The following is a 26,198-nucleotide window of genomic DNA, read 5'->3' as shown; positions in this document are numbered from 1 at the left end:
GGTGCCGCTGCGGCGAAGGGGCGCAGCAGCCCGCGCGGCCGCGGACCGGGCGCAGCCGCAGGTGCGGCGGCGGCGAGGGCGCGGCCGATCGCGTAGGCTCGGCGGATGGCGAAGTACTTCGACGTCCACCCCGACAACCCGCAGCAGCGCACGATCAGCGGCGTCGCGGACAGCATCCGCTCCGGGGCACTGGTGGCGTACCCCACCGACTCCTGCTACGCGCTGGGCTGCCAGCTCGGCAACCGGGACGGCCTGGCCCGGATCCGGTCCATCCGCCGCCTCGACGACCGGCACCACTTCACGCTGGTGTGCCGGGACTTCGCCCAGCTGGGGCAGCTCGTCAACATCGGCAACGATGTCTTCCGCGCCATCAAGGCGGCGACGCCCGGCAGTTACACCTTCATCCTCCCGGCGACGCGGGAGGTGCCGCGGCAGCTGCTGCACCCGAAGAAGAAGACCGTCGGCGTGCGCATCCCCGACCACACCGTCACCCAGGCGCTCCTCGCCGAGCTGGGCGAACCGCTGCTGTCCAGCACCCTGCTGCTGCCCGACGAGAGCGAACCGCTCACCATCGGCTGGGAGATCAAGGAGCGGCTGGAGCACTCCGTGGACATCGTCGTGGACTCGGGCGACTGCGGGACGGAGCCGACGACGGTCGTCGACTTCTCCGGCGGCGCCCCCGAGGTCGTCCGCCGCGGCGCCGGGGACCCGTCCCGGTTCGAGTGAGGCGGTACGGCGGCTTCGGGCCGGATCCGGCGGGCGCACCGCCGGCCGGATCCGGGGCCGGCAGGGGCGGGGCGGCCGCGGGCGGCCACGCGCGGCGCCGGCCGTCCCGGCGCCCCCGCCCGTCGTGATCGACTCGTCGGCCGGGGTGCGATGCGGCCCCGGCGGCGGGCGCGCATCATGGGGAGAGACGCTCGGTTCGCTCGGCGAAGGAGGGCGCGGATGAGTTCCCAGCGCTTCGAGCTGGTTTTTTCCGAGGAAGCGGGCGGCCGGGAGGACGTCGTGGTCGTCACCGCGACCGGCCTGTCGGGCCCCGGCGGGCACCCGGTGTACGAGGACCCGACCGGCATCGTCCGCGCCGAGATCAGCGACCGCGGTGAGGTCCGCGTCCTGGCCTCCGGCGGCGGGCAGACCCCGGCACGCGTGGTCCGGGCCCGGCCGGTGGAGTGACCGCCCGCCCCTCCTGGCGCCCTGTCCGGCCTCGGCTGCGGCCCGACTCCCGTGCCACAGGGCCCCGTTCGGCCGACTTCCAGGCCAACCATCCTTGCCCGTAAGGCACTTGACACGCGGATGTGCGGGGTACGATCTCCGCCGTGACGGGGTCGGGGATATTCGGACGTCCGGGCGGGCTGCGTGCCCGCGGCTGCGCGACGGCGGCCGCGGCCCTGCTGGCCCTGGCCGGGTGTGCCGCGGACGGGACGCCGGGCGCGAGGGGCGGTCCGGACGGGTCCCCGCGTCCGTCGGCAAATTCGGGCGGGGCCACCGCCGGCGCGCCCGCCCCGTCCGCCGTCCCCGCGTTCGACCCGGCCAGGCAGCCCGCCGACGCCGCCGCGGCCCGTGCGCTGCTCGACCGGGTCCTGGTCGACCAGGAGGCGTTCGGCCCGGACGTGCGGCGCAGCTCCCCCTTCGAGAGCCGGCCCGGCCTCTGGCCCGTCCTCGACGCGGACTGCGTGTGGCAGACCGCCGGCCTGCCGCCCGGCGTGCTCGCCACCCGGACCCGCTACTTCCACGTCCCGGCCGGCGACGGCCGCGGCCGGGTGCGGATCAGCGCGACGGTCACCGTCCACCGCGACCCGTCCGGATCCGGCTGGGAGACCGCGCAGGCCATGGAGGAGGTGCTGCGCTGCCCGCAGCAGGTCCTGGGTGCCGGCGAGCGGCTGCAGAACCTGTGGGGCGCCTCGCTCTACCTGGGAGAGCAGCTGAACGGCTGGACGGAGGACGCGTTCAGCGAGTCCGGCGAGTACGTCGGCGACAAGGACGGCGGGCCGCACCCGTACATGTGGTCGCAGGGGCAGTTCGGCCCGGTGACGATGGCGGTCGCCGGCCGGGGCGCGGCCGGGGTCACTGCCCAGGACGTGCGGGCACTGGTCGTGCAGGGGACCAGCCGGATGATGCTCCGGGCACACGGCGCGCTCGCGAAGGAGGGCTGATGGAGCGGCTCCACCCCGCGGACCCGTCCCGGATCGGCGGGCACCGCCTGCTGGGGCGGCTCGGCGCGGGCGGCATGGGCGTCGTCTACCTCGGCCGCTCGGACGACGGGGGGCTCGCCGCGGTCAAGGTGATCCGGGCAGAGCTCGCCGGCGAGGACGACTTCCGTGCCCGGTTCCGCCGTGAGGCGGCCATCGCCGCCCGCGTGGACAGCCCCTGGGCGGTGCGGGTCACCGGCGCCGACCCGGACGCGGCCGAGCCGTGGCTGGCCACCGCGTTCGTCCCCGGACCCTCGCTGGCGGAGGCCGTCTCCGCGCACGGCCCGCTCCCGCTGCGGGCCGTACGGCTCCTCGGGAAGGCGCTGGCGGGGGCGCTCGGGGTGATGCACGGGCAGGGCCTGGTCCACCGGGACGTGAAGCCGGCGAACGTGCTGCTCGGCATGGACGGCCCGCGGCTGATCGACTTCGGGATCGCGCGCGGCGGCGAGCACACCGCTCTGACCTCCACGGACGTGGTCGTCGGCACTCCGGGGTTCCTCTCCCCCGAGCAGGCCAGGGGGCTGCCCGCCGAGCCCGCCGGGGACGTGTTCTCCCTGGGCTGCCTGCTCGCGTACGCGGCCACGGGGCGGCTGCCGTTCGGGACGGGCGCGGCGGAGGCGGTCTTGTACCGCACCGTCCACGACGAGCCGGAGTTCGGGCCGGAGGTCCTCGCGGACCCGGAGCTGGCCGGGCTGCTGCGCAGGGCCCTCGCCAAGCACCCCGGGGAGCGGCCCACGGCCCGTGAGGTGGACGCGGCGCTGACCGAGGACGCGCCGGGGGCGGGCACGGGGTGGCTGCCCGACCCGGTCGTGGCGGTGATCGCCGAGCGGGCGGCCGCGCTGCTGGCCCTGCCGGGGATCGAGGAGACCGCCGCCGACGCGGCCCGGGGCGGCGCGGATGCCGGCACCGGGGCCGGCGGCGGGCGCGGCCCGACGCGGCGGCGGCTGCTGGCCTTCGGCGCGGCGGGCGCCCTGGCCGTGGCCGGCGGCGGGGCCGCCGCCTGGCTGTCGCTGCGGGGCGGCGGGGACTCCGGCGGGGCGGGCGGGCGGCGGTGGCTGCTCGGGGTGCACGCGGACCTGTCGGGGCCGCACAAGGCGGCCGGGCTGGCCCAGGAGCGCGGGGTGCGGCTGGCCGTCGCCGACTTCAACTCCCGTGCCCGGCGGCCGTTCACGCTGGGCGTGGTCACCGCGGACGACGGCGGTGCCGCCGACCGGAGCGCCGCCGCCGCGGCCGAGCTGGTCGGCAACCGGGACGTCCTCGCGGTGGTCGGTCCGACCGCCAACGCCTCGGTGATGGCCTGTCTGGAGCCCTACGGGGAGGCCGCGCTGCCCCTGCTGTCCGTGTCGGCGCTGGGCACCTCGTTCGGGGTGGCGGACCGGCGGAGCTTCTTCCAGAACTCCGCGCTGTCCCTCGGCCAGGGCTCGGCCGTCGGCCTGCAGCTCGTCCGGGGGCAGGGGGCGCGGCGCCTGGGCCTGCTGTGCGACCGCGACGGCGACGCCGAGGGGTGGCAGGCGGTGCTGCTGCTCAGCCGCACCCTGGGCTCCGCCGACCCGGCGGCGACGGTGTACGCGCGGGTCGTGCCGCGGGGGGCGCAGGCCCTGCCGGAGGTCGTCGCCGACATGCTGGCGCACGGCGTCGACGGGTTCTTCTACACGGGCACTGCGGCGGGGGCGGCGAAGACGGCGGGGCTGCTGGCCGAGGCCGGGTTCCGCGGGCCGCGGGCCGCGGACTACGGGATCGCGGGCCCGGAGTTCCTCGCGCAGGCGGGGGCGGCCGCCGAGGGCTGGCAGTTCCTCACCCCGTACACCGGCCCGGAGGCGCCGCGGGCCGCGCAGCTCGCCAAGGCGCACCGGGACGCGTACGGGGAGGCGCCCGGCATCTGGACGGTCGAGGCGTACGACACGGCCGCCCAGGTCGCCGGCCGGCTGGCCGCGGCCGCGGCCGCGCGGGGCGGCGCCCGCCCGACCCGGGCGGAGCTGCTGGCGGCCCTGCCCGGCGGCACGTACCAGGGCCTTGCGAAGGAGTACGCGTACGACGCGCAGCGGCAGGTGAAGGGGAACATCTACTTCCTGCACCGGGTGGAGGGCGGCCGGATCCGGTTCGTGGGGCCTGCCGTCCGCGAGCCGGCGGGGTAGCGGGTGCGCCCGCTCCTGCCTGCCGATCCGGCGTCGGTCGGCGGGCACCGGCTCCTCGGACGGCTCGGTTCCGGCGGGATGGGCACCGTGTACCTGGGCCGGTCCCCGGCGGGTGTCCTGCTCGCGGTGAAGGTGATCCGGGCCGACCATGCCTCGGATCCGGCGTTCCGGGCCCGGTTCCGGCGGGAGGCGCAGGCCGCGGCGGGGCTGTCCGGGCGGTGGGTGGTGCCGGTGGTCGCCGCGGATCCGGAGGCCCGCGAGCCGTGGCTGGCCACGCCGTTCGTCCCCGGGCCGTCGCTGTCCGAGGCGGTGGGCGCGTACGGGCCCCTGCCGGCGGGGAGCGTGCGGACTCTGGGGGTGCGGCTGGCCGAGGCCCTCCGGCAGGTGCACGAGGCGGGGCTGGTGCACCGTGACGTGAAGCCGGGGAACATCCTGCTCGCGCCGGACGGGCCGCGGCTGATCGACTTCGGGATCGCGCGGGCGGTCGGGGCGACGACGCTGACGGCGGCCGACGCTGTCGTCGGGACACCGGGCTACCTGCCGCCGGAGCAGGCGCGGGCGGATGCGGGGGCGCCGGGGCCGGCGGGCGACGTGTTCTCCCTCGGCTGCGTCCTGGTGTTCGCGGCGACCGGGCGGGGGCCGTTCGGCGGCGGGCACGCCGCCGCCGTCGTCTTCCGCACGGTGCACGACGAGCCGGTGCTGGACGGGGTCCCGGAGGAGCTGCGGGAGGCCGTCGGGGCGTGCCTGGCGAAGGACCCGGCCGGACGGCCGCTCCCGCAGCGGCTGCGGGAGCTCCTCGGCGGCGGCGCGGAGCCGGCCGGCGGGGAGGGCGGGGGCGGCGCGGACTGGCTGCCGCCGCCGCTGCCGCGGCTGATCGCCGAACGCTCCACCCGCGCCCTGGAGCTGCCCGCCCCCGAGCCCACCCGCCTCGACGGGCCGCAGGCGCCTCCCGGGGCGCCGGGGCCGGGCGGGGGCCCGCTGACCCGGCGGCGCCTCCTGGCGGTCGGCGGGGCGGCGGCCGCGGCGGCGGTTCCGCCGGCGTGGCTGGCCGCCCGCGGACGAGGACCGGGCGGGGCGGCCGCCGCGCGCGGGGCGGCGGCCGGGCCGGTGTTCACCGTCGCCCTCCAGGCGGACCTGTCGGGGCCGGGGAAGGCCGAGGGGGAGGCGCACGAGCGGGGCCTGCGGCTGGCCGCGGACCGGCACAACGCGCGCGGCGGCGCCCCGTTCCGGCTGGCCGTCCGCGCCGCGGACGACGGCGGCGACCCCGCGCGGGCCGCGCAGGTGATCGGGCAGCTGGTGGCGGACCCGTCGGTGGTCGCGGTCGTCGGCCCCACCGCGCAGGCCGCCGTGCCCGCCCTGGCCGCCGCCTGCCTGGCCGCGGACCTGCTGCTGCTGCCGGTGTCCGTCCACAGCGGGTCGGCGGCGCAGTCCGACTGGCGGACGGTGTGCGACACGCGCGGGAAGCCGGAGGACATCTCCCTGCCGGTGCTGCACTACCTGTCGCGGGTGCGTCCCGTCTCGCACACCGCGGTGGTCGAGCAGGAGGGCGCGGCGGAGACGGACTGGGAGCTGACCCGCATGCTGCGGCACACGCCCCCGTCGCAGGGCACGGTGAGCGTCCACCGGATCCCCGGCGCGGCGGGCGGCGCCGACCTGGCGGGGGTCGTGGACGGGATGCTGCGGGCCGGGGCGCAGGCCGCGGTGTTCGCGGGGACGTCCGCGGGGGTCGCGGGCCGGTTCGCGCGGGCGCTGGCCGGCGCCGGGTTTGCGGGCCCGCGGATGGCGACGGGCCGCGTGATGGCCCCCGCCTTCCTGGAGGCGGCCGGCGGGGCGGCGGAGGACTGGCTGTTCGGCGCGTTCTTCACGGAGCCGTCGGCGGTGCCCGCCGCGGCGGACTTCACCGCCGCGCACCAGGCGGCGTACGGGGCGCCGCCGGCCCGGTGGGCCGCCGAGGCCCACGACGCGCTCGGCCTGGTCGCGGCCGCCCTGGCCGGGCTGGGCGCGGAGGGCCGCGACCGGCCGGGGCTGTCGCGGCGGATCTTCCGCACGTCCTACGAGGGGCTGGCCAAGCCGCTGGCGTTCGACGCGACGACGCGGATGCTGGCCGGGCTGCGCGTCGCGCACCTGTACCGGGTCCGGTCGGGCGCCTTCGCGTACCTGGGCCCGTACGCGGACGTGACGGCGGCGGCGTGACGGTGCCGGTGCCCGTGCCCGCGGCGCGGCGGCCGGACCGGTGCGGGGTGCCTGCTCCGTACGGGTGCTCTTCGGCTCCCGTTCGGCCGCACCCCCCGAGCGCATGATCATCCTTTCGGCCCGCGGTCGTCTTTGATGCTGCCATCCGGCCATGGGCGATCTGGGAGGGCCGCATCCCGATGTCTCCGACACACCCCGCACCGCACCCGCCACGGGAACCACTGGCTGCGCAACCGCAGCAGGATGTACCCGAACGGCCGTCGCCCGGCTCCTCCCGGTCCCGGCGGAGCCGGGCGTGGAGCGTCGCCGCCGCGGTGACGGGCGCCGCGCTGCTCGTCGCCGCGGCCCCCGCAAGCGCACCGCAGGGGCCCGCGGGCGGCTCCGCCGCCCGCGCGTCGGCCGGCGTGGTGCTGCTGGTGGGCAGGGCGCTGGAGGAGGGCGGCGGCTCCGCGGCGGGGTGCGCCGCGGAGCGGTTCCGGGCCGGGCTGTGCACGGGCTGGCGGCAGCAGCGGGTGCGGGCCACCGCCGACGGCGCGGGCGCGGTCCTGCGCGAGCCGCGCGGGCGCGGCGCCGTGCGCACGGCGCGCACGGTGGTGCTGCCGACCGACCCGGGCGGCCCGCTGGAGATCGGGCTGGCCGGTCCCGGGCTGCTGACCGATGTCACCGTGCAGGACGCGCACGGACGGCACGTCGGCGGCGTCCTCTCGCCGAAGGGCCTGCACTGGAACAACACCGAGCCGCTGAGGGCCGGCGAGCTGTACACGGTGCGCGTCGGGGCGCAGGACGCGGCCGGTACGCCGGTCGGGGCGACCATGGCGTTCCGTACGGCGCCCGCCCCGAGGAGCGGCCGGGTGACGGCCGGGTTCGGGCCGCGGCCCGGCACGTACGGGGCGGGGCAGATCGTGACGGCCTCGCTGAGCCGGCCGATCCCGGCGGCGGACCGGGAGGCGCGGGCGCGGGTCGAGCGGTCCCTGGAGGTCGCGTCGGAGCCGGCGGTGCAGGGGGCGTGGCACTGGGTGGACGCTTCGACGCTGCACTACCGGCCGCGTACGTACTGGCCGGCGCATGCGGTGGTGCGGGTGCGCAGCGGGCTGGACGGGGTGGACCTCGGCGAGCACGGCCACGGCGGGCCGTCGGAGCCGGTGGAGTTCGCCATCGGGGACCGGATCGAGGCGCTGACGGACTCCGCGGCGCACCGGATGACGGTGCGGCGCAACGGCCGGGTGCTGCGGACGATCCCGGTGACCACCGGCAAGGAGGGCTTCCGCACCCGCAGCGGCATCAAGGTGGTGCTGGGGCAGGAGGCGAGGGTCCGCATGCGCGGGGACACGGTCGGCATCCAGCGCGGCACGAGCGAGTTCTACGACCTGTCGGTGCGGTACGCGACGCGGGTGACCTGGAGCGGCGAGTACGTGCACGCGGCGCCGTGGTCGGTGGACGCACAGGGGCGGGAGAACGTCAGCCACGGCTGCACGGGGATGAGCACGGCGGACGCGGCCTGGTTCTTCGACACGGTGCGGATCGGGGACATCGTGGAGGTGGTCAACAGCGGCGGTGAGCCGATGGAGCCCTTCGCGAACGGGTTCGGCGACTGGAACCTGGACTGGAAGGCCTGGCTGGCGGGCAGTGCGCTCGCCCCGGAGGCCGCGGAGGCGGCCCCTGCGGCGGCGGTGTCCGCGGGGGCGCCGCGCACCCCGGCGCGCCTGCTGCCGATGGTGTGACGCGGACGCGGGTGGGCGCTGCACCCGCGGCATCGCGGGTGCAGCGCCCGGTACCGCGCCGGGCGGGCCGTCTACCGGGGGGCGGGGCAGGCCTGCCAGGCGAGGTGGTACAGGGTGCTGACGCTGGCGTCGGTGGAGTCCATCGTCATGAAGCTGGTGGCCGCCTGCGGGTTGGAGGTGCCGGCATTCACCCGCAGTTCGGTGTTGATGTTGAAATTGCGTTTTTCGCCGCAGGGCGCCCAGACGAGGTCCGCGTATTCGGTCCGGTCGGTCGCCTGCCAGTTGTCGTTGAAGGGTCCGTTGAACTGGTGGGTGCGCTGCGTCGTCTGCGGCATTCCCTGGAAGTAGTAGTTCGCCCGTTCCTGGCCCCATGCGCCGGGCTGGAGGAATGCGAATCCGCGGTAGTCGGCCTGGACTATCGCGTAGGTGAAGCCGGAGGGCACGTGGACCCGCAGGTTCAGCTGGCAGTTCTTGCGGAACGCGGTCGGCGGCGCGCCCGGGCCGACCTGCGCCAGGTAGTCACTGTAGGTGACGGTGAAGGCGGTGTTGTCGGGGGCCACGGCCACCTCGGCGGTGCCCTCGCGGCATCCGGATCCGTTGACCGTGGCGAGCTCGATCACGATCTTGTCGGGTGGCGCGGTGATCTGGGGGGTGTGGCCGGCGGCGCCTGCCGGGGTGGTCGCCGTGGCGGCGAGGACGGCGGCCGCGGCGCCGGTGAGCAGGGTGCGGGACAGGGAAGGGGACATCGTCGTCGCTCCTGACCGTGATTCGGGTGGGCCGGTGCTCACGCCGGGTCAGGACCCGGGACAGGTCTTCCAGGCGAAGTGGTAGACCGTGCTGACGCTGCCGTCGGTGGAGTCCATGCTCATGAAGCTCAGCGACTGCGGGTTCGAGGTGCCGGGGTAGACGCGCAGCTCGCTGTTGACGTTGAGGTTGCGCTCCTCGCCGCACGGGGCCCAGACCAGGTCGGCGTAGTCGGTCTGGTCGGTGGCCTGCCAGTTGTCTGAGTACGGGCCGTGGAACTGGTGGAGGGTGCGGGCGGTCTGGGCCATGCCCTGGAAGTAGTAGTTGGCGCGCTCCTGCCCGTAGGCGCCGCGCTGGAGGTGGGCGAAGCCGCGGTAGTCGGCGCGGGCGATGGCGTAGGTGAAGCCGTGCGGGACGTGGATGCGGAGGGCGAGCTGGCAGTTCTTGCGGAAGTCCGTGCCGCCGGAGCCGGCTCCCGTCTGGGCGAGGTAGTCGCTGTACGTGACCGTGAAGGAGGTGTTGTCGGAGGAGGCGGCGACGGTGGCGGTGCCCTGGGGGCATCCGGATCCGTTGACGCCGACCACGTCGACGGTGATTCTCCCGGGCGGCGGTGTGTCGGTGGCGGCGTGGGCCGGTGCGGCCAGGGCGGTCAGCGCCGCCAGTGCCGCGGCGACGGTCAATCTGCGGATTGCCATCTGGATTTTCCCCATTCCTCCGGAGCCGGTTTCCGAATTTCGGCATGGACATGCCACCACGGGTTCAGCGGGCCGGATAGGTGCCGATACGGCCAACCGCCTCCGGCCACTCCCGCTGGCCGAATTCCGCATCCGCCTCCACCGCCCCGCACCCCGCCCATCAGCCCCGCTCCCCCGGCCGCCGCCCGCCGGGCCGCAGGCGCCGCCCGCGTACTCTGACCGGAACCCCGCGGACCCGCCCGGCCGGGCCGGCCGTACTCCGGCCGCGCGTCCGCACGGGGCACGCGGCGCCGTGCCGCGTTAGGCTCGGACGGGGCGCAGGAGAGGGATGGTGCGCATGTGTCGATGGCTGGCCTATTCCGGCTCGCCGCTGCTGTTGGACGCGGTTCTCTACCAGCCGGAACACTCACTGATCAACCAGAGCCTGCATGCTCGGATGGGAGTGGAGACGACCAACGGCGACGGCTTCGGGATCGGCTGGTACAGCACCGACGCGGCCGCGAACGGCACCCCGGCGGTGTTCCGCGACATCGGGCCGGCCTGGAGCAACCGCAACCTGCGGGAGCTCGCCGCCCACATCCGCTCCCCGCTGTTCTTCGCCCACGTGCGGGCCTCGACGGGCTCCGCCATCCAGCAGACGAACTGCCACCCGTTCCGGCACGGCCGCTGGCTGTGGATGCACAACGGGGCCATCACCGACTTCCAGCGCCTCCAGCGCGACCTGTGCATGGCCGTCGACCCGGCGCTCTTCCCCTGCATCGAGGGATCGACGGACTCCGAGGTGATGTTCTACCTGGCCGTCACGTTCGGCCTGGACCAGGACGTGCCCGGCGCGGTCGCCCGGATGGCGGGTCTCGTCGAGCGGGTGGGCAAGGAGCACGGCGTCGCCGACCCGCTCCAGATGACGGTCGCCGTCAGCGACGGAGACCGGGTGTGGGCGTTCCGCTACTCCAGCTCCGGCCGGTCGCGCTCCCTGTTCTTCAGCAGCCGGGCAGACACCGTACGGGAGCTGTACCCGGAGCTGCCCTACCTGCGCGAGGTGTCCGACGACACCCGGCTGGTGGTCTCGGAGCCGCTGGGAGACCTGCCGGGGCTGTGGAACGAGCTGCCCGAGGCGAGCTACGTGGTGGTGCCGGCGGAGGGCCACGAGGACTGCCTGCCGTTCATCACCGAACTCCCCTGACGGCCGGCCCGCCGACCCCGGCCGCCGGCCCGCCGACCCCGGGGGCGGGTGCGGCGGGTCGGCGCGGCCGTCAGCAGATCCGGGGCAGCTGCTCCCCCAGCGGCAGGTCCAGTACGCGCGTACCGCCGAGCCCCGTGCGCGCCACGACCATGCCGGGGTGCTCCTCCACGGCCCGGCCCACGATCGCCGCGCGCCGGCCGAGCGGGTGGGCGCGCATCGCCTCCAGGACGGCCTCCACGTCCCCGGGCGGCACGAACGCCACCAGCTTGCCCTCGTTGGCGACGTAGAAGGGGTCCAGGCCGAGGACGGCGCAGGCGTTGCGGACGGGCTCCGGGACCGGCACCCGCCCCTCGTCGACGACCACGCCCGTGCCCGAGGCGGCGGCGATCTCCCCGAGCGCGGCCGCCAGCCCGCCGCGCGTGGGGTCCCGCAGCACGTGCAGGTCGGGCGTCACGGCGAGCATCGCCTCGACGAGCCCGCCCAGCGGGGCGCAGTCGCTGACGGTCTCCACGTCGAAGCCGAGGCCCTCACGGCAGCTCATGACGGCCACCCCGTGCGCGCCGATCTCGCCGCTGACGATGACCGCGTCGCCGGGCCGCGCGCGCTGCGGGCGCAGGTCCACGCCCTCGGGGACGAGCCCGATGCCGGCCGTGGTGATGTAGATGCCGTCGCCGTGCCCGGCCTCGACGACCTTGGTGTCGCCGGTGGCGACCTCGACGCCCGCGGCCCGCGCGGCGGCGCCCAGAGCCTCGGCGACCCGGGCCACCGTGGCGGTCTCGACGCCCTCCTCCAGGATGAAGGCGCAGGACAGGTAGGCGGCGCGGGCGCCGCTCATGGCGAGGTCGTTGACGGTGCCGTTGACAGCGAGGTCCCCGATGCTGCCGCCGGGGAAGAACAGCGGCCGCACCACGTAGGAGTCGGTGGAGAACGCGAGCCGGGCGCCGCCCAGCGTGACGGCCGCGCTGTCGCCCATGCCGGCCAGCACCTCGCCGCCGTACGCGGGGGCGAAGACGTGCCGGACCAGCTCGGCGGAGAGCGCTCCGCCGCCGCCGTGGCCCATGACGACGCGGGGGTGGTCGCGCAGGGGCGCCGGGCAGGTCCAGCCGGTGATGTCGAGGACGGTGTCAGACAACGGGGCTCGCCTCCAGAGGGGGCTGCGGTGCGGGCTGCGGTGCGGGCTGCGGTGCGGGCTGCGGGGAGCGGGCGGGCGCCGTCCCCAGGCGCCGGTAGAGGTAGTACGCGGCGCAGGCGCCCTCGCTGGAGACCATCGTGGCGCCGAGCGGGGTGCGCGGGGTGCAGGCCGTGCCGAACGCCTCGCACTGGTGCGGCTTGAGCAGCCCCTGCAGGACCTCGCCGCTGCGGCAGGCCTCGGGCTCGCGGGTGGCGATGCCGGACACGGGGAAGCGGCGCTCGGCGTCGTACTCCCGGTAGCGCTCCGAGAGCCGCCAGCCGCTGTCGGGAATGGTGCCGATGCCGCGCCAGGCCCGGTCGGTGACCTCGAAGACGTCCTCGATCATGGCGAGGGCGGCCGGATTGCCCTCGGTGCGCACCGCCCGCGGGTAGGCGTTCTCGACGGTGTGCTCGCCGCGCTCCAGCTGGCGCACGGCCCGGCGGACGCCTTCGAGGATGTCGAGCGGTTCGAAGCCGGTGACGACGACGGGCACCCGGTGGCGGTCGGCCAGCTCGGGGTACTCGGCGGTGCCCATGACGCTGCACACGTGCCCGGCGGCCAGGAAGCCCTGCACGCGGCAGCTCGGCGACTGCATGATCGCCTCGATCGCCGGGGGGACCCGTACGTGCGAGACGAGCAGGCTGAAGTTGCGGATGCCGAGCCTGCGCGCCTGGTACACCGTCATGGCGTTGGGCGGGGCGGTGGTCTCGAAGCCGATGCCGAAGAACACGACCTGCCGGTCGGGGTTCTCGCGGGCGATGCGCAGGGCGTCGAGCGGGGAGTAGACGACGCGGACGTCGCCGCCCTCGCTGCGGACCCGGAAGAGGTCCTTGCCGGTTCCGGGGACGCGGAGCATGTCCCCGAAGGAGCAGAAGACCACCTCGGGGCGGGCGGCGATGGCGAGTGCCTTGTCGATGACCTCCAGCGGCGTCACGCACACCGGGCAGCCGGGGCCGTGGATCAGCTCGACGCCCTCGGGCAGGAGCTGGTCGATGCCGTGCCGGATGATCGTGTGGGTCTGGCCGCCGCAGACCTCCATCAGCGCCCACGGCCGCGTCACGGAGGCCCGGATGTCGTCCAGGAGCCGGCGGGCCAGCCCGGGGTCCTGGAACTCGTCGATGTACTTCACCGCTGCCGCGCCTCCCGCGCCGTCCCCTCGGCCTCCGGCCCTGCGCCGGAGGGCCCGTCCTGTACGCCCGCCTCGGCCGCCGCCCGCTCCCACGGGTCACCGAACTCCTCCTGGAGCATGCCGAGTTCCTCGAAGAGCTCCAGGGTGCGCCGGGCCGACTCCTCGTCGAGCCGCTGGAGCGCGAAGCCGACGTGCACGACGGCGTACTCGCCGACCCGGAGGTCGGGCAGGTACTCCAGGCACACCTCCTTGACCACGCCGCCGAAGTCGACGCTCGCCATGCGGGTGCCGTCCCGCTCCCCGATCTCAAGCACTCTGCCGGGTACCGCCAGGCACATGGCCTCCTCCTTGCTGTGGGTGGTGCCGGTTTCCGGCCGCCGCGACCATCAGCTGGCCCAGGGCCAGCCCGCCGTCGTTCGGCGGGACGCGGTGGTGGCGCAGGACGGTGAAGCCGCGGCCGCGCAGCAGGCGGGCGCAGGCGGAGGAGAGCACGGTGTTGGCGAAGACCCCGCCGGTCAGGGCGGCGGTGTCGAGGCCGTGCCGTTGGCGGGCCAGGACGGCGAGGCCGGCGACGAGTTCGGCCACCGCGGTGTGGAAGCGGGCCGCGATGAGCGGCGGCGGGGTTCCGGCACGCAGGTCCGCGACCACGGCGGCCAGCAGCGGCGCCGGGTCGGCGGTGACGGGCGCGTCCCCGCCCGCCGGGGCACGCACCTCGAACGCGTACCCGGCGGCCCGGGGTGCAGGCCCGGGGGCAGCGAGGGCGGCGGCCTCCAGCTCGACCGCCGCCTGGGCCTCGTAGCCGGCGTGGTGGCAGACCCCGGCGAGCGAGGAGACGGCGTCGAAGAGCCGTCCCATGCTGGAGGTGGGGACGCAGTGCAGGCCGCGCTCCAACTGGCGCTCCAGGACGCGCAGTTCCTCGGCGGGGCAGGCGCCGGTACAGGGGAGGTCCGCCGACCAGGGCAGTCCGGCGGCCCGCAGGTGGGACAGGGCCATGCGGTAGGGGCGCCGGACCGCGGCGTCGCCGCCCGGCAGCGGCACGTACGCCAGGTGCGCGAAGCGCTGGTGGCCGGCGTAGTCGGCCAGGAGCACCTCGCCGCCCCAGACGGCGCCGTCGTCCCCGTGCCCGGTGCCGTCGAAGGCGAAGCCGATGACGCGCCGCCGGCCGTCGAGGCCGTGCTCGGCCATGGCGGAGGCGATGTGCGCGTGGTGGTGCTGTACACCGGTGAGCAGGCGGTCCCCGGCGGTGCGCCGGGCCCAGGCGGTGGAGCGGTAGCCGGGGTGCCGGTCGGCCGCGAGGAGGGCGGGGCGGACGCCGGTGACGGACTCCAGCTGCTCCTCGGCCCGTTCGAAGGCGGTCTGCGTGGCGAGGTCGTCCATGTCGCCGATGTGCGCGGACAGCCAGGCCTTGCGCCCCTCGCCGAGGCAGAAGGCGTTCTTCAGGTCGCCCCCGACGGCGAGTGCCGACGGCACGGGCAGCGGCAGGTCCAGCGGCAGCGGGGCGTGTCCCCGGGCGCGGCGCAGGACGAGGGGCTCGCCGTCGCAGACGCGGACCACGGAGTCGTCGCACGGCACGTGGATGGGGCGGTCGTGGGTGAGCCAGGCGTCGGCCAGTCCGGCGAGGCGCTCCAGGGCCTCGGCGTCGTCGGTGACGATGGGCTCGCCGGACAGGTTGCCGCTGGTCATGACGAGCAGGCGAGGGCCGGGCGGATCGCCTGGCAGGCCGAGCAGCAGGTGGTGCACGGGCGTGTACGGGAGCATCACGCCGAGGTCGGGGCAGCGGGGGGCGACGGCGTCGGCGACGCGCACCCCGCCGGCGGCAGCCGCGGCGGGGAGGCGGCGCAGCAGGACGATGGGCCTCACCGGGCCGGTCAGGAGGGCGTGTTCCGCGGGGCTGATCCGTACGAGGCCGGCCAGGTCGGCGGTGTCGCGGGCCATCAGGGCGAACGGCTTGTCCCCGCGCGCCTTGCGGCGGCGCAGCCCGGCGACCGCCGCGGCGTTGGCGGCGTCGCAGGCGAGGTGGTAGCCGCCGAGGCCCTTGACGGCGAGGACGGCGCCCTCGGCGAGCAGGCGGCGGGCCTGCGCCACCGGGCCCGCGGCTTCGGCGGCCTCCTGCGGCGGGGTGCCGGCGAGGAGGCGCAGCCGCGGCCCGCAGGCCGGGCAGGCCACGGGCTGGGCGTGGAAGCGGCGGTCGGCGGGGTCGGCGTACTCGCGGGCGCAGTCGGGGCACATGGGGAAGCGGGCCATGGTGGTGTGCGCCCGGTCGTACGGCAGCCCGGTCACGATGGTGAAGCGGGGGCCGCAGTGCGTGCAGGTGATGAAGGGGTGCCGGTGCCGCCGGTCGGCGGGGTCCGCGAGCTCGGCCAGGCAGGCGGCGCAGGTGGCCGTGTCCGGGGAGACGAGGGTGCGGGCGGGGCCGCCGGTGCGCGAGGGGGTGATGGTGAAGCCGGCGCCGCCTGCGACGGGGACCTCGCAGTGGTCGACGGCGTCGACGACGGCCAGCGGCGGGGCGTCGGCGGCGAGGCGCTCACAGAAGGCCGACACGGCGTCGGGCGCGCCCTCGACCTCGGCGACGACGCCGTCGGGGGTGTTGGTGACGTGCCCGGCGAGGCCGAGCCCGGTCGCGCGGGTGTACACGTACGGCCGGAAGCCGACGCCCTGGACGACGCCGCGTACGACGACCCGGCGGCGCTGCACGGCCTCCGTCACCGGGTCGGCGCGGTGGCGGGCCGCGGGCGTCCGGCGTCCGCGGCGGGCCCGCCGCCGGGGTGGCCGTGGGCGTGCCCGCGGTGGTCGTGCCCGCGGTGGTCGTGCCCGCGGTGGTCGTGGCCACCGTGGTCGTGGCCGCCGTGGTCGTGGCCGGGCGGGTGGGCGGGCTGCCGGCCGGCCATGACCGGGGTGTGGACGGGCTTCCCGTCCGCCACCGCCAGGGCGCGGTCCAGCAGCGCGCCGGCGCCCTCGCCGGTGCGCGCGGAGGTCAGCAGCACCTCCACGCCCGGGTTGACCTGGCGGACGTTCGCCCGGAAGGCGGCCTCGTCGAACCCGGCCGCCCCGGCGATGTCGGTCTTCGTCACGACGACCAGGTGGGCGAGGCCGAAGGCCGTCGGGTACTTCAGCGGCTTGTCCTCGCCCTCGGTGACCGAGGCGAGGACGATGCGCAGCGACTCCCCGAGGTCGTAGGAGGCGGGGCAGACGAGGTTGCCGACGTTCTCGACGAACAGCAGGCGGGTGCCGTCGGGGAGCCAGCCGTCGAGGTGGCGGCCGAGCATGTGCGCCTCCAGGTGGCACAGCCCGTCGGTGAGGACCTGCTTGACGGGGGCGCCCGAACGGGCCAGCCGCGTCGCGTCGTTCTCGGTGGCCAGGTCGGCGGTGAGGGCGGCGACGGGCACTGCGCGCTCGCGGGCGAGGCCCAGTTCCTGTTCCAGGAGGGCGGTCTTGCCGCTGCCGGGGCTGGACAGCAGGTTGACGACGGCGGTTCCGCGGGCGCCGAGCGCGGTGCGCAGGGTCTGCGCGGCGGAGGCGTTCTTGGCGAGGACCGCCTGCTGGAGGTCGACCACACGGCACATGCTTCAGTGCTCCTCGACGATCGGTTCGCGGGTGGGGGCGGGGTCCTGCGGCGGGCGGTCCTCCCAGCGGACGGCGGCGATCTCCAGCTCCCGCCCGGCGAGCAGGGCGACGCCGCCGGACCGGTCGCAGTCGGGGCAGACCAGCAGGGGCGGCATGCCCGTCGGCCACTCGGCGGTGCAGGCGCCGCAGCGGGCGCGTCCGGGAACGGGCTCGGCGGCCAGGGCGGCGCCTGCCAGGAGGGTGCCGGCGCAGGCGAGTTCGAAGCAGAAGGCGAGGGCGTCGGGCACCACGCCGGCCAGCTCCCCCACCCGCAGGCGGACCTCGGTGACGGCGGCCGCGCCCGCCGAGGCGGCGGCCTCCTCCACCTGGGCCACCACGGCCATGGCGATCGACATCTCGTGCATGGGACTCCGTCCTGCCGGGCCCCATTAGACGGCGGGTGCACCGGCGCGGGGGCCGGGCGCGCCGGTGCGCCGCGCCCGGCGTCCTCCGTTCGGCCGCCGGGACGGCGCACCGGTGCAGGCCGTGCGGCCCGCGGCGGCAACCCGCCGGTCACATCCGGCGGATGTGGAGGTAGCGCCGGACGTCGGGCAGGAACGACTTCAGCAGGGTGGCGGCGAGGGTGGTGCCGACCGCGGCCGCACCCCAGATGATGGCCTTCTTCACGTGGTCCTCCTCGGTTCGCGGCAGCGCCCGGTGCCGGTCACGGCACCAGGTCGCCGTCGGGGGTCTGCTCGTGCGTGCGGTGGACGAGGTCGAGCACCGTCCGTACGGCCTCCGGGACGGCGGCGGCCGCCTGCGGGCTCAGGCCGATGCCCTCGTCCAGGCATGCGGGTTCGCAGCCGACGACCCAGATGCGGCGGGGCGGGGCGGCGCCGGTGCCTGCGCAGAGGGTGCCCAGCAGGGCGAGGACGGTGTCGGGGGTCATCCGGTGCGCGTCCAGGACGGTGCCGGGCGGGGCGGCGCCGTCGGCTGCATCGGCCGCGCCGGCCGCGGTGGCGTCGATCAGGTACAGGGTGCCTGGTTCGCCGCCGCGGGCGGTGGCGTCGACCAGGACGAGCGTGTCGTACCCGTCGAGGAGCCGGTAGGCGAGGTGGACGCCGCGGACCCCGACGTCGGAGGTCTCGACGCCCTCGGGGAGTTCCGCGGCGTGTTCGGCGAGCCGTCGGACGGCCTCGACGCCGAAGCCGTCGTCGCCGAGGAAGACGTTGCCGATGCCCGCGACGAGGGTGCGGCCGCTCACGCGTCCTCCAGGGGGGTGACCTCGTCGGGCTGGAAGTACAGGAAGCGGCCCTGGGCGCGTCGGACGTCCGCCCCGGGGTCGCCGTCGACGGTGACGGCGAGGTGGACGGCTCCGTCGACGTCGTGCAGGACGGCCTCGACGAGGGCGGTGCTGCCCAGGAGGAACAGGTCCTGGGCGTCGGTGCGGCGCAGGCCCGGCCGCAGCACGACGCGGCTGCCGGGGCCGACGGGGACGCCGGCGACCACGACCCGCTCGGGTGCCGGGGCGGCGGGGTCCCCGGCGGGGTCCCACCAGGGGGTGTCGGGCCGGGCCGCCGCGCCGGGCGGCTGCGGCTCCGGCACCCCCGGCGGCGGCGCGGCGGGCGAGGTGGCCTCCCGGAAGGCGCGGACGGCGCCGTGGAGGCGGTCGAGCACCTCGGGCGGCATGGTGTCGGCGAGGTCGATCACGGCGGCCGCCCGCGGGTCGGTGCCGCGCGCCTCGCGCTTCTCCTCGTCGGTCAGGGCCGCGGTGCGCAGGGCGAGGATCTCGTCGATCTCGGTGGCGTCGTACATGGCGCCGGCGCTCTCGGGGGCGATGCGCGGGTGATCCTCCAGGATGATCGGGGAGGACAGGACGACGTCGGCGCGGCCGCCGTCGCCGGCGAGGACCGGCCAGGTGTGCCGGTTCGTGCAGTCTGCGACGACCGCCCGGGCCCATTCGGGCGGGTCGGTCAGGGACAGGAACGATCCGGCGCTCAGGCCGAGCAGCAGGTGGGCGGCGACGAGGGAGCGGGCCAGGGCGGCCTCGCGGCCGGCACCCGGGGGCGGTTCCCAGTCGCTGGTGTTGTCGACGGTGGCGGTCAGCTTCAGCGCCCGGTAGGGCAGGTCGAGCTGCTCGGCGCGCAGCCGCAGGACGCCGTCGAGGCGCTCGGCGCGCCGGACGAGCCGCCCGGCCTGCCGGCCGTCGGCGTCCGTGACGGGTTCGGCCTCCTCGGCGGCCGGCCGGGCGAACGGCAGCTCGACCACGCCGGCCTCCAGGTCGGCGACGGGGACGGCCATCCGGACCGTCTCCTCGGTTCCCTCGTCCCAGGGGACGAGGACCCGGTCGGGCAGGCGCAGTTCCGGTACGGGGGTGAACGAGCCGTCGCCGCGGGCCTCTTCGACGGTGCGGCGGCGGGCGTGCAGGAAGCGCAGCTCGACGGCGAGTTCGGCGTCGCCGCGGGGCTCCATGACGAGTTCGGTGTGCTGCGCCGAGGGTTCGCCGCCGGCGGGGCCCCAGGCGGGCGGGACGAGGACGCCGAACTGCCAGCGCATGCGGTTCTTCGCGGCGGAGGCCCGGTAGGGGTAGAGGACGTAGCCCTCGAAGAGCACGGCGTCGGCGACCTGCCGGGCGTGGCCGAAGCGGGAGGCGGTCGGGGCGGGCGCGGTCACGGGGCTGTCCTTTCGCCGGTGCGGGGCAGGACGGCGCCCGCCCAGGCGGGCCCGGGCGGCTCCGGTTCGGCGGCGCGGGCGGCGTCGAGCAGGGCCCGTACGGTCTCCTCCCAGGAAGGCAGGGCCCGGCGGGAGCGGAAGGCGAGGAGTGCGGCGATGGTGTCGCGGCGCAGGCGCAGCCAGCCGCAGCCGGGGAAGTGCTGCTCGATCATCTCCCGCCAGACGGTGACGGGCATCGGGCAGCGGGCCTCGCGGTCCCAGGGCACGGGTTCGACGCGGAAGCCGCCCGCGCCGGTGAACGCGGTGCCGGAGAAGAGCATCAGCAGCGGCACGTCGCCGTCGTCGAGGGCGGCCAGGTAGCGGGAGGCCGCGACGTCGGTGTCGTAGGTGCAGGGGACGGGGACGTCGGTCTCGGTCTCGCCGGTGAAGCCGGGCACCATGACGGCGACCTGGGCGAACTGGATCGGCTGGAGGGTGCTGCCCCAGCGGGAGCGGTCGCCGAACAGGTCGTGCAGCGCTTCGGCCTCGCCGCTGCCGTACGCGCGGCGGGCCGGCTCGATGCGCAGCTGGCAGCGCAGGGCGAGGGCGTGGACGGGGGCGCCGCCGGAGGCGGTGATGCGCAGCCGGAAGACGAGCGTGGGGCCGGCGGCATACGGGTCGCTGCGGACGCCGGTGCAGGTGAAGGCGAGTTCGGTCACGGCCGCCCCCGCCCGGGGTCGGCGGCGGGCAGGGGCGCGGCGCGCCGTTCGACGTGCCGGAAGAAGGCGGTGAGGGCGGCGCGGGCCTCCGGGCCGCCGTCGAAGCCCTGCCACAGCAGGCGCATGCGGCCGACGAGTTCGTAGCAGATGTCGATGGGGACGAGGTAGCACTCGGTGCGGTCCGGGGTGTGGCGCAGCAGGAGCGCCTCCACGTCGGGTTCGAGGAGTGCGGCGAGGCGGCCCGCGCCGAGTACGGCCTGCCAGGTGTCGGGGTCGAGTTCGCTCTCGGTGGCGCCGGCGGGGCTCGGGTAGAGGGCGACGAGCCGGTCGAGGGCGGCGTTGCGGAAGAAGAACGCGACGCCGACGGGGATCCGCAGGGCTTCCCAGGCGGTGTCGTCGAGCCGGTGGGCGGGGTCGGCGAGGTAGCGGTCGGGGACGGTGCGGTAGCGGCCGGCGCCGGCGCCCGGCCGGTCGAAGAGGAGGGCGCAGGGCGTGCAGGCGCACACCAGGGCCCGCTTCTCGGTCTCGACCAGGTGGCGGTGGCGGTCCTCGGCGACGGGGGTGCCGCACAGTTCGCAGACCTCGGGGCGCGGTGCCCGGGAGCGGGTGAAGCGGCGCAGGCCGCGTGCGGCCGGTCGGCCGGCCCCGGGGACGGGGGCCGGCCGGGCGTGGGTGCGGGCGGCGGTCACGGGACGCGCGCCGGGGCGTGCGGGCGGCGGCCGATCTGGAGGAGGGCGGGCTGCGGGGGCGCCGGCTCCGCTTCGACGGCGGTCACCTCGGGGGCGATGCCGGCGAGGGCGTCCTCGGCGGCGCGCCGTACGGCGTCGGTGCCGCCGCAGCCGCAGCCGCCGCCTGTGGCGGCAGGGCGGATGCGGAGGACGCCGGTGGCGGCGTCGAAGCCGAGGGGCTCGACCGGTTCGTGCAGGGTCGCGAGGGCGCGGGCGATGCGGGCGTCCACGTCCTCGGGGTGCAGGTCGTGCAGGGCGAGCAGGCTCGCCACGAGGTCGTCGCCGAGCATGCGGGAGACGGGGCCTGCGCCGAGCCGCTCGACGATCCGGGCGAGGCCGGCGCCGTAGAAGTCCATCAGGACGCGGACGAGTTCCTCGGCGGCCTCGCAGGCCTGCCGGTCTCCGGTGGCGGCGAGGCGGTCGAGGACGGCGTCGACGCGGCGGCCCGCCTCGCGGGCGTCCATGGCGGCGCTCATCCGCCCAGTCCGCTCAGGCCGGTGGGGACGTGCATCGACTTCACGGTCCGGCCGCCGCCGACGTACATGTGGACGCCGCAGGGCAGGCAGGGGTCGAAGCTGCGCACGGCGCGCATGATGTCGATCCCCTTGAAGTTCTCCGGGGTGTTCTCCTCGAAGATCGGGGTGTTCTGGACGGCGTCCTCGTACGGGCCGGGGGTGCCGTAGGAGTCGCGGACGCTGGCGTTCCAGGGGGTGGGCGGGTACGGGTGGTAGTTGGCGATCTTCCCGTCGCGGATGACCATGTGGTGGGAGAGGACGCCGCGGACGGCCTCGGTGAAGCCGACGCCGATCGACTCGTCCGGCACCTCGAACTTCTCCCAGGTCTGGGTGCGTCCGGCGCGGACCTCCTCCAGGCCCCTCTCGGCGAAGTGCAGGGCGACGGCGGCTGCGTACGCCTGGAAGTACGTGCGGGCGCGGTTGCGCTCCAGCGCGTTGCTCCACTGCGGGATCTTCCACTCGAAGGTGGTCTCGGGCTTGGTCATGGTGCGGGGGAGGTTGATGACGACGCTGTGGCCGGTGGCCTTGACGTAGCCGATGTCGACCAGGCCGGACAGGGCGGTGGACCACAGGCGGGCGATGGGGCCGCCGCCGGTGTCGAGGGCGAGGTGGTCCTTGCCGTCGAACCAGCGGGGGGACATCACCCAGCTGTACTTGTCGCCGAAGTCGCGCTTCTGCGGGGCGGGGATGGTGTGCTGGTTCCAGGGGTGGCGGGGGTCGACCGGATTGCCGAGGGGGTCCTCGCGGACGAACGGCTCCTGGCCCTCCCAGTCGTCGTAGTACGAGCTGCCGAGCAGGATGCGGATGCCGAGGTTGATCTGCGTGAGGTCGTTGGTGACCAGCTTGCCGTCGACGACGACGCCCGGGGTGACGAACATCCGCCGTCCCCAGTCGGTCATGTTGGCGTAGGTGAAGTCGCAGTACTCGGGGTCGTTGAGGGCGCCCCAGCAGCCGAGGAGGACGCGGCGGCGGCCGACCTCCTCGTAGCCGGGCAGGGCCTCGTAGAAGAAGTCGAAGAGGTCGTCGTGGAGCGGGACGACGCGCTTCATGAACTCGACGTAGCGCATGAGGCGGGACATGTAGTCCGTGAAGAGCTGGACGGAGGCGATGGTGCCGACGCCGCCCGGGTAGAGCGTGGAGGGGTGCACGTGGCGGCCCTCCATCAGGCAGAACATCTCGCGGGTGTAGCGGCTGACCTGGAGGGCCTCGCGGTAGAACTCGCCCTCGATGGGGTTGAGGGAGCGCATGATGTCCGCGATGGTGCGGTAGCCGTGCTCGGCGGCGTGCGGGGCCTCGGTGCGCTCGGCGAGGTCGAGGACGCCGGGGTTGGTCTCGCGGACCATCTTCTCGCAGTAGTCGACCCCGACCAGGTTCTCCTGGAAGATGTTGTGGTCGAACATGTACTCCGCGGACTCGCCGAGGTTGATGATCCATTCGGCGAGGTGGGGCGGCTTGACCCCGTAGGCCATGTTCTGGGTGTAGACGGAGCAGGTGGCGTGGTTGTCGCCGCAGATCCCGCAGATGCGGCTGGTGATGAAGTGCGCGTCGCGGGGGTCCTTGCCGCGCATGAAGACGCTGTAGCCGCGGAAGACCGACGAGGTGCTGTAGCACTCGGCGACCCGCTTCTGCTTGAAGTCGATCTTCGTGTGGATGCCGAGGCTGCCCACGATCCGGGTGATCGGATCCCAGGCCATCTCCACGAGGCCGCTGCCGTCGCCGGCGGTGTTCGTCTTCGGTGTCATTGTCTTGGCCGTGGCCCTTCTGGGAACCGGGTGCGGGGGGTGGGGGGGCATGCCGGGACCCGGCCGGCGCACGGGGCCGCCGGCCGGGTCCGGGGTCACCAGGGCCTGCGGTAGCCGGTGGTCAGCTCGCGGCCGGTGTGGCGCCACTTGGGCTCCTGGTCGACGGTGTGCAGGGTCATCGAGCGGAGCCTGCGGACGACCGCGCCGTAGATGCCGCTGGCCCGGGTGGAGACGTGGGCGCCGGGGGGCTCGTCCATGAACGGCATGAACTTGTCCGGGAAGCCGGGCATCGTGCAGGCGATGCAGATGCCGCCGACGTTGGGGCAGCCGCCGATGCCGTTCATCCAGCCGCGCTTGGGGACGTTGCACTTGACGACGGGACCCCAGCAGCCGATGCGGACCAGGCACTGCGGGGAGTCGTAGGCCTCGGCGAACTGGCCCTGCTCGTAGTAGCCGGCGCGGTCGCATCCCTCGTGGACGGTCTGGCCGAACAGCCAGGTGGGCCGGAGCTTGTCGTCCAGGGGGATCATCGGGGCGGAGCCGGCCGCCTGGTAGAGCAGGTAGGTGAGCGTCTCCGAGAAGTTGTCCGGCTGGATGGGGCAGCCGGGCACGCAGACGATCGGGATGCCGGCCTTGGACTTCCAGTCCCAGCCGAGGTAGTCGGGCAGGCCCATCGCGCCGGTCGGGTTGCCCTCCATGGCGTGGATGCCGCCGTACGTGGCACAGGTGCCGATGGCGACGACGGCGAGCGCCTTGGGCGCCAGCCGGTCGATCCACTCGCTGGTGGTGATGGGCTGCCCGGTCTCCGGGTTGTCGCCGAAGCCGCACCAGTAGCCCTCGGGCTTGATCTTCTCGTTGGGGATCGATCCCTCGATGACGAGCACGAAGGGGTCGATCTCGCCGCGCTCGCCCTTGAAGAACCACTCGATGAAGGTGTCGGCGCCGTCGACCGGCCCGCACTCGAAGTCGATCAGCGGCCAGTGCACGGCGATCTTGGGGAGGCCGGGGAGGGTGCCGGTGACGATCTCCTCGATGCTGGGCTGCATCGCGGCCGTCAGGGACACCGAGTCGCCGTCGCAGCTCAGTCCGGCGTTGATCCAGAGGATGTGGATCGTGGGGTCCTCCGGCGTGGTCTCCGGCAGGGTCGGCGTTGCAGCGTCCATGCGGATCGCTCCTAGGGATGCGGGGACGTGGGGGCCGCGCCGGGGCGGAAAGGGGCCCGCCCGGGACGGGGCGCGCCGGGGGCCGGGCGACCGCGGGGGCGGGCCTGGGGCCGCCCCCACCCTTCTTGCTAACAGCCGGCGGTCCCGGCTGCCCTGTTCTGTTCGGCCGGTGCGGTGACTCCCTCCCGGCGCGGGGCGGCGGGGACGCGCCGGCCGGGCACGCGGGAGGCCAGGTGCCCTGGGGTGGCCCCCGGGGGCTCCTTGCGGACGAAGGCGCGGCGCAGGGCGTGGTAGGGGGCGGCGGGGTCGTCGAAGGCCTCCCGCATCCGGTCCAGCTCCGCCTCCCGGTAGGCGGCCAGCGGCCGCAGCTGCTCGTCCACCTCGCGGCGGGCCTTCTTGCCCGCGATGCGGGAGTGGGTGGCGGGCCAGTTCGCCAGCCGTACGGCGAGACGGGCCGTTTCGTCCGTGAAGGCCTGCGGGGTGCACTCGATGGTGCGGTCGACGAGGCCGAGGCGGCGGGCGGCCTCGGCACCGACGGGCAGGGCCTCGGCCGTCAGGCGTTTGGCGGCGGCGCTGCCGGTGCGGCGGGGCAGGGTGTACGTCCAGTATTCGGAGCCGTGGAGGCCCATCAGCCGGTAGTGCGGGTTCAGGACCGCCCCGGAGCGGCACCACACCTCGTCCGCGGCGAGCGCGAGCATCGCGCCTCCGGCGGCGGCGTTCCCGCCGAGGGCGGCCACGACGAGCCGGTCGGTGGTGGTGAGGACGGCCTCCACCAGGTCGTTCATCGCGTGGATGTTGGCCCAGGACTCCGCGGCCGGGTCGGGCGCGGCCTCGATGATGCCGAGGTGGATGCCGTTGGAGAAGAAGTCGCGGCCCCCGCCGAGGACGAGGACGGAGGTGGGGCGCGTACACGCCTCGCGGTACGCGGCGAGCAGGCGCCAGCAGTGGTCGGTGCCCATCGCCCCGCCCGGGAAGGAGAACGACAGGAAGCCCGCCGCGCCCTCCTCCCGGTAGGAGATGTCGGACCAGGTGCGCCGCCCGGCCGCCGGGGCGCCGGCGTCCGCCCAAGCCGGGGCGGGGAGTTCCGGCAGGGCGGGCAGCAGGCCGCCGAGGGCGAGGGTGGCGGGGAGCTTGACGGGGGCGGGCTGCCCGGGGAGGCGTACGGCCCGCAGCTCGGGGATCCACACGGCCCCGTCGGCGGTCGCCCGGCAGACGGCGCCGGCGCGGGTGGCGAGCAGCTCGCCGGGCCGGCCGCGCAGGCCGTCCTCGGGGTGGCCGCCGTGCAGGTACCAGCGGCCGCCGAGCAGGTCGTCGAGGACGCCGGGCCGGGAGTCGGCGGCCCGCAGCGTGCGCACGACGGTGTCGGTGGCGTCGCGCTGCCAGTCGATGCGCCGGTGCTCCTGGCGCATGGGCGGGCGGGTGCGGCCGGTGTACTGGGGCCGGGGCGTGTACGTGCCGGAGGCGAAGCGGTCGACGGCCAGGACGACCGCGGCCAGGGCGGCGTCGGCGATCTCGCCGCGGTAGGCGTCGCTCTTGGCGACGGGCGGGAGCGGGCACTCGACGGACGCCCAGACGTCCCCGGCGTCCATCTCGGCCTCGGCCTGGAGGACGGTGACGGCCCACCGGGTCGCGCCGTCGCCGACAGCCCAGTCGAGGGAGGAGGGCCCGCGGTCGCCCACCGGGCCGGGGTGGACCACGAGGCAGGTGTGCGCGGTGAAGACCTCCGGCGGGATGGCCGTCTTCAGCATGGGCGCCAGCACCAGGTCGGGCCGGTGCCGCGCGACGGCGTCGGCCAGGCGGGTGCCCGGCAGGGCGAGGTCGACCGCGACGCTGTGCCCGCGTTCGCGCAGTTCGGCGTGGACGCGCTGGGTGAGGCTGTTGAACGCGCTGGCGGCGAGGAGGATGTGCACGGGATCTCCCAAGCGTCCGGACTCGGCGGCGGGCGGGCCGGTGGGGAACCGGCCGCCGCCGATCGT

24 protein-coding genes are annotated in these 26,198 nt (G+C 75.8%); 7 read left to right on the top strand and 17 right to left on the bottom strand.

Annotation, left to right across the window (positions count from 1 at the left end; genetic code table 11):
• Nucleotides 1–105 precede the first annotated feature (105 nt).
• From MUK52_RS28810 to MUK52_RS28785, 6 genes are all read left to right on the top strand, one after another.
• Nucleotides 106–726 (top strand): L-threonylcarbamoyladenylate synthase, encoded by a 621-nt coding sequence (locus MUK52_RS28810; protein WP_114056234.1) that lies wholly within the window; start codon nt 106–108, stop codon nt 724–726.
• A gap of 219 nt (nt 727–945) precedes the next feature.
• Nucleotides 946–1,173, top strand: a complete 228-nt coding sequence (locus MUK52_RS28805) for a DUF6296 family protein (protein ID WP_284581306.1) — start codon at nt 946–948, stop codon at nt 1,171–1,173.
• 143 nt (nt 1,174–1,316) lie between these two features.
• On the top strand, nt 1,317–2,153 hold the full coding sequence (locus MUK52_RS28800) for a hypothetical protein (protein WP_114056236.1): 837 nt from the start codon (nt 1,317–1,319) through the stop codon (nt 2,151–2,153).
• Entirely contained in the window at nt 2,153–4,324 is a 2,172-nt protein-coding gene (locus tag MUK52_RS28795; protein WP_114056237.1) for a bifunctional serine/threonine-protein kinase/ABC transporter substrate-binding protein, read from the top strand. Before MUK52_RS28800 ends, MUK52_RS28795 begins: the two co-directional genes overlap by 1 nt.
• A gap of 3 nt (nt 4,325–4,327) precedes the next feature.
• Nucleotides 4,328–6,517, top strand: a complete 2,190-nt coding sequence (locus tag MUK52_RS28790; protein ID WP_284581302.1) for a bifunctional serine/threonine-protein kinase/ABC transporter substrate-binding protein — start codon at nt 4,328–4,330, stop codon at nt 6,515–6,517.
• Nucleotides 6,518–6,831: 314 nt separating this feature from the next.
• A complete protein-coding gene (locus MUK52_RS28785) occupies nt 6,832–8,238 on the top strand; it encodes a L,D-transpeptidase (RefSeq protein WP_246042599.1) in 1,407 nt (468 codons plus the stop codon).
• Nucleotides 8,239–8,309: 71 nt separating this feature from the next.
• Here the strand turns inward: MUK52_RS28785 and MUK52_RS28780 are convergent, their stop codons facing one another.
• Entirely contained in the window at nt 8,310–8,972 is a 663-nt protein-coding gene (locus MUK52_RS28780) for a DUF4360 domain-containing protein (protein ID WP_402379379.1), read from the bottom strand.
• 60 nt (nt 8,973–9,032) lie between these two features.
• Entirely contained in the window at nt 9,033–9,677 is a 645-nt protein-coding gene (locus tag MUK52_RS28775) for a DUF4360 domain-containing protein (protein ID WP_114056241.1), read from the bottom strand.
• A 337-nt stretch (nt 9,678–10,014) separates the two neighbouring features.
• On the opposite strand from MUK52_RS28775, the gene MUK52_RS28770 reads away from it, so the two are divergent.
• Nucleotides 10,015–10,860: a class II glutamine amidotransferase gene (locus MUK52_RS28770; protein ID WP_114058742.1), complete on the top strand. Its 846-nt coding sequence runs from the start codon at nt 10,015–10,017 to the stop codon at nt 10,858–10,860.
• Between the two features lie 70 nt (nt 10,861–10,930).
• On the opposite strand, the gene hypE is transcribed toward MUK52_RS28770, so the two are convergent.
• From hypE to MUK52_RS28700, 15 genes are all read right to left on the bottom strand, one after another.
• Nucleotides 10,931–11,992, bottom strand: coding sequence for a hydrogenase expression/formation protein HypE (hypE, locus tag MUK52_RS28765; RefSeq protein WP_284581295.1), 1,062 nt, complete (start codon nt 11,990–11,992; stop codon nt 10,931–10,933).
• Nucleotides 11,985–13,160 (bottom strand): hydrogenase formation protein HypD, encoded by a 1,176-nt coding sequence (gene hypD / locus MUK52_RS28760; protein ID WP_284581293.1) that lies wholly within the window; start codon nt 13,158–13,160, stop codon nt 11,985–11,987. The genes hypE and hypD overlap by 8 nt, the downstream gene beginning before the upstream one ends.
• The gene (locus MUK52_RS28755; protein ID WP_114056244.1) at nt 13,157–13,498 is read right to left on the bottom strand and encodes a HypC/HybG/HupF family hydrogenase formation chaperone; all 342 of its coding nucleotides are present in this window, start codon (nt 13,496–13,498) and stop codon (nt 13,157–13,159) included. The genes hypD and MUK52_RS28755 overlap by 4 nt, the downstream gene beginning before the upstream one ends.
• Nucleotides 13,467–15,866, bottom strand: a complete 2,400-nt coding sequence (hypF, locus tag MUK52_RS28750) for a carbamoyltransferase HypF (protein ID WP_284581290.1) — start codon at nt 15,864–15,866, stop codon at nt 13,467–13,469. The genes MUK52_RS28755 and hypF overlap by 32 nt, the downstream gene beginning before the upstream one ends.
• Entirely contained in the window at nt 15,863–16,723 is an 861-nt protein-coding gene (gene hypB / locus MUK52_RS28745; RefSeq protein WP_284581288.1) for a hydrogenase nickel incorporation protein HypB, read from the bottom strand. The genes hypF and hypB overlap by 4 nt, the downstream gene beginning before the upstream one ends.
• Nucleotides 16,724–16,726: 3 nt before the next feature.
• The gene (locus tag MUK52_RS28740) at nt 16,727–17,128 is read right to left on the bottom strand and encodes a hydrogenase maturation nickel metallochaperone HypA/HybF (RefSeq protein ID WP_114056247.1); all 402 of its coding nucleotides are present in this window, start codon (nt 17,126–17,128) and stop codon (nt 16,727–16,729) included.
• 148 nt (nt 17,129–17,276) lie between these two features.
• Entirely contained in the window at nt 17,277–17,390 is a 114-nt protein-coding gene (locus MUK52_RS33325; RefSeq protein WP_428985437.1) for a DUF6893 family small protein, read from the bottom strand.
• A 37-nt stretch (nt 17,391–17,427) separates the two neighbouring features.
• Nucleotides 17,428–17,967 carry a hydrogenase maturation protease gene (locus tag MUK52_RS28735; protein ID WP_284581285.1) on the bottom strand — a complete coding sequence of 180 codons (540 nt, stop codon included), beginning with the start codon at nt 17,965–17,967 and terminating at the stop codon, nt 17,428–17,430.
• Nucleotides 17,964–19,376 carry a hypothetical protein gene (locus MUK52_RS28730; RefSeq protein WP_284581283.1) on the bottom strand — a complete coding sequence of 471 codons (1,413 nt, stop codon included), beginning with the start codon at nt 19,374–19,376 and terminating at the stop codon, nt 17,964–17,966. Before MUK52_RS28730 ends, MUK52_RS28735 begins: the two co-directional genes overlap by 4 nt.
• Complete coding sequence (locus MUK52_RS28725) at nt 19,373–20,074, bottom strand: DUF6084 family protein (protein WP_114056250.1); 702 nt, start codon at nt 20,072–20,074, stop codon at nt 19,373–19,375. Before MUK52_RS28725 ends, MUK52_RS28730 begins: the two co-directional genes overlap by 4 nt.
• Nucleotides 20,071–20,763 (bottom strand): DUF5947 family protein, encoded by a 693-nt coding sequence (locus MUK52_RS28720; protein WP_284581280.1) that lies wholly within the window; start codon nt 20,761–20,763, stop codon nt 20,071–20,073. The genes MUK52_RS28725 and MUK52_RS28720 overlap by 4 nt, the downstream gene beginning before the upstream one ends.
• Nucleotides 20,760–21,278, bottom strand: coding sequence for a NifU-related iron-sulfur-binding protein (locus MUK52_RS28715; protein WP_114056251.1), 519 nt, complete (start codon nt 21,276–21,278; stop codon nt 20,760–20,762). Before MUK52_RS28715 ends, MUK52_RS28720 begins: the two co-directional genes overlap by 4 nt.
• The gene (locus MUK52_RS28710) at nt 21,275–23,059 is read right to left on the bottom strand and encodes a nickel-dependent hydrogenase large subunit (protein ID WP_114056252.1); all 1,785 of its coding nucleotides are present in this window, start codon (nt 23,057–23,059) and stop codon (nt 21,275–21,277) included. The genes MUK52_RS28715 and MUK52_RS28710 overlap by 4 nt, the downstream gene beginning before the upstream one ends.
• Before the next feature lie 95 nt (nt 23,060–23,154).
• Complete coding sequence (locus MUK52_RS28705) at nt 23,155–24,222, bottom strand: NADH-quinone oxidoreductase subunit B family protein (RefSeq protein ID WP_284581273.1); 1,068 nt, start codon at nt 24,220–24,222, stop codon at nt 23,155–23,157.
• Nucleotides 24,223–24,350: 128 nt separating this feature from the next.
• Nucleotides 24,351–26,132, bottom strand: a complete 1,782-nt coding sequence (locus tag MUK52_RS28700; RefSeq protein ID WP_284581271.1) for an enoyl-CoA hydratase-related protein — start codon at nt 26,130–26,132, stop codon at nt 24,351–24,353.
• Nucleotides 26,133–26,198 lie beyond the last annotated feature (66 nt).

This window comes from Streptomyces sp. 2P-4, assembly GCF_030167965.1.
GTDB lineage: Bacteria > Actinomycetota > Actinomycetes > Streptomycetales > Streptomycetaceae > Streptomyces > Streptomyces globosus_A.
Note: the sequence above shows the minus strand (reverse complement) of the source record. Positions and strands in the feature narration are given on the sequence as shown.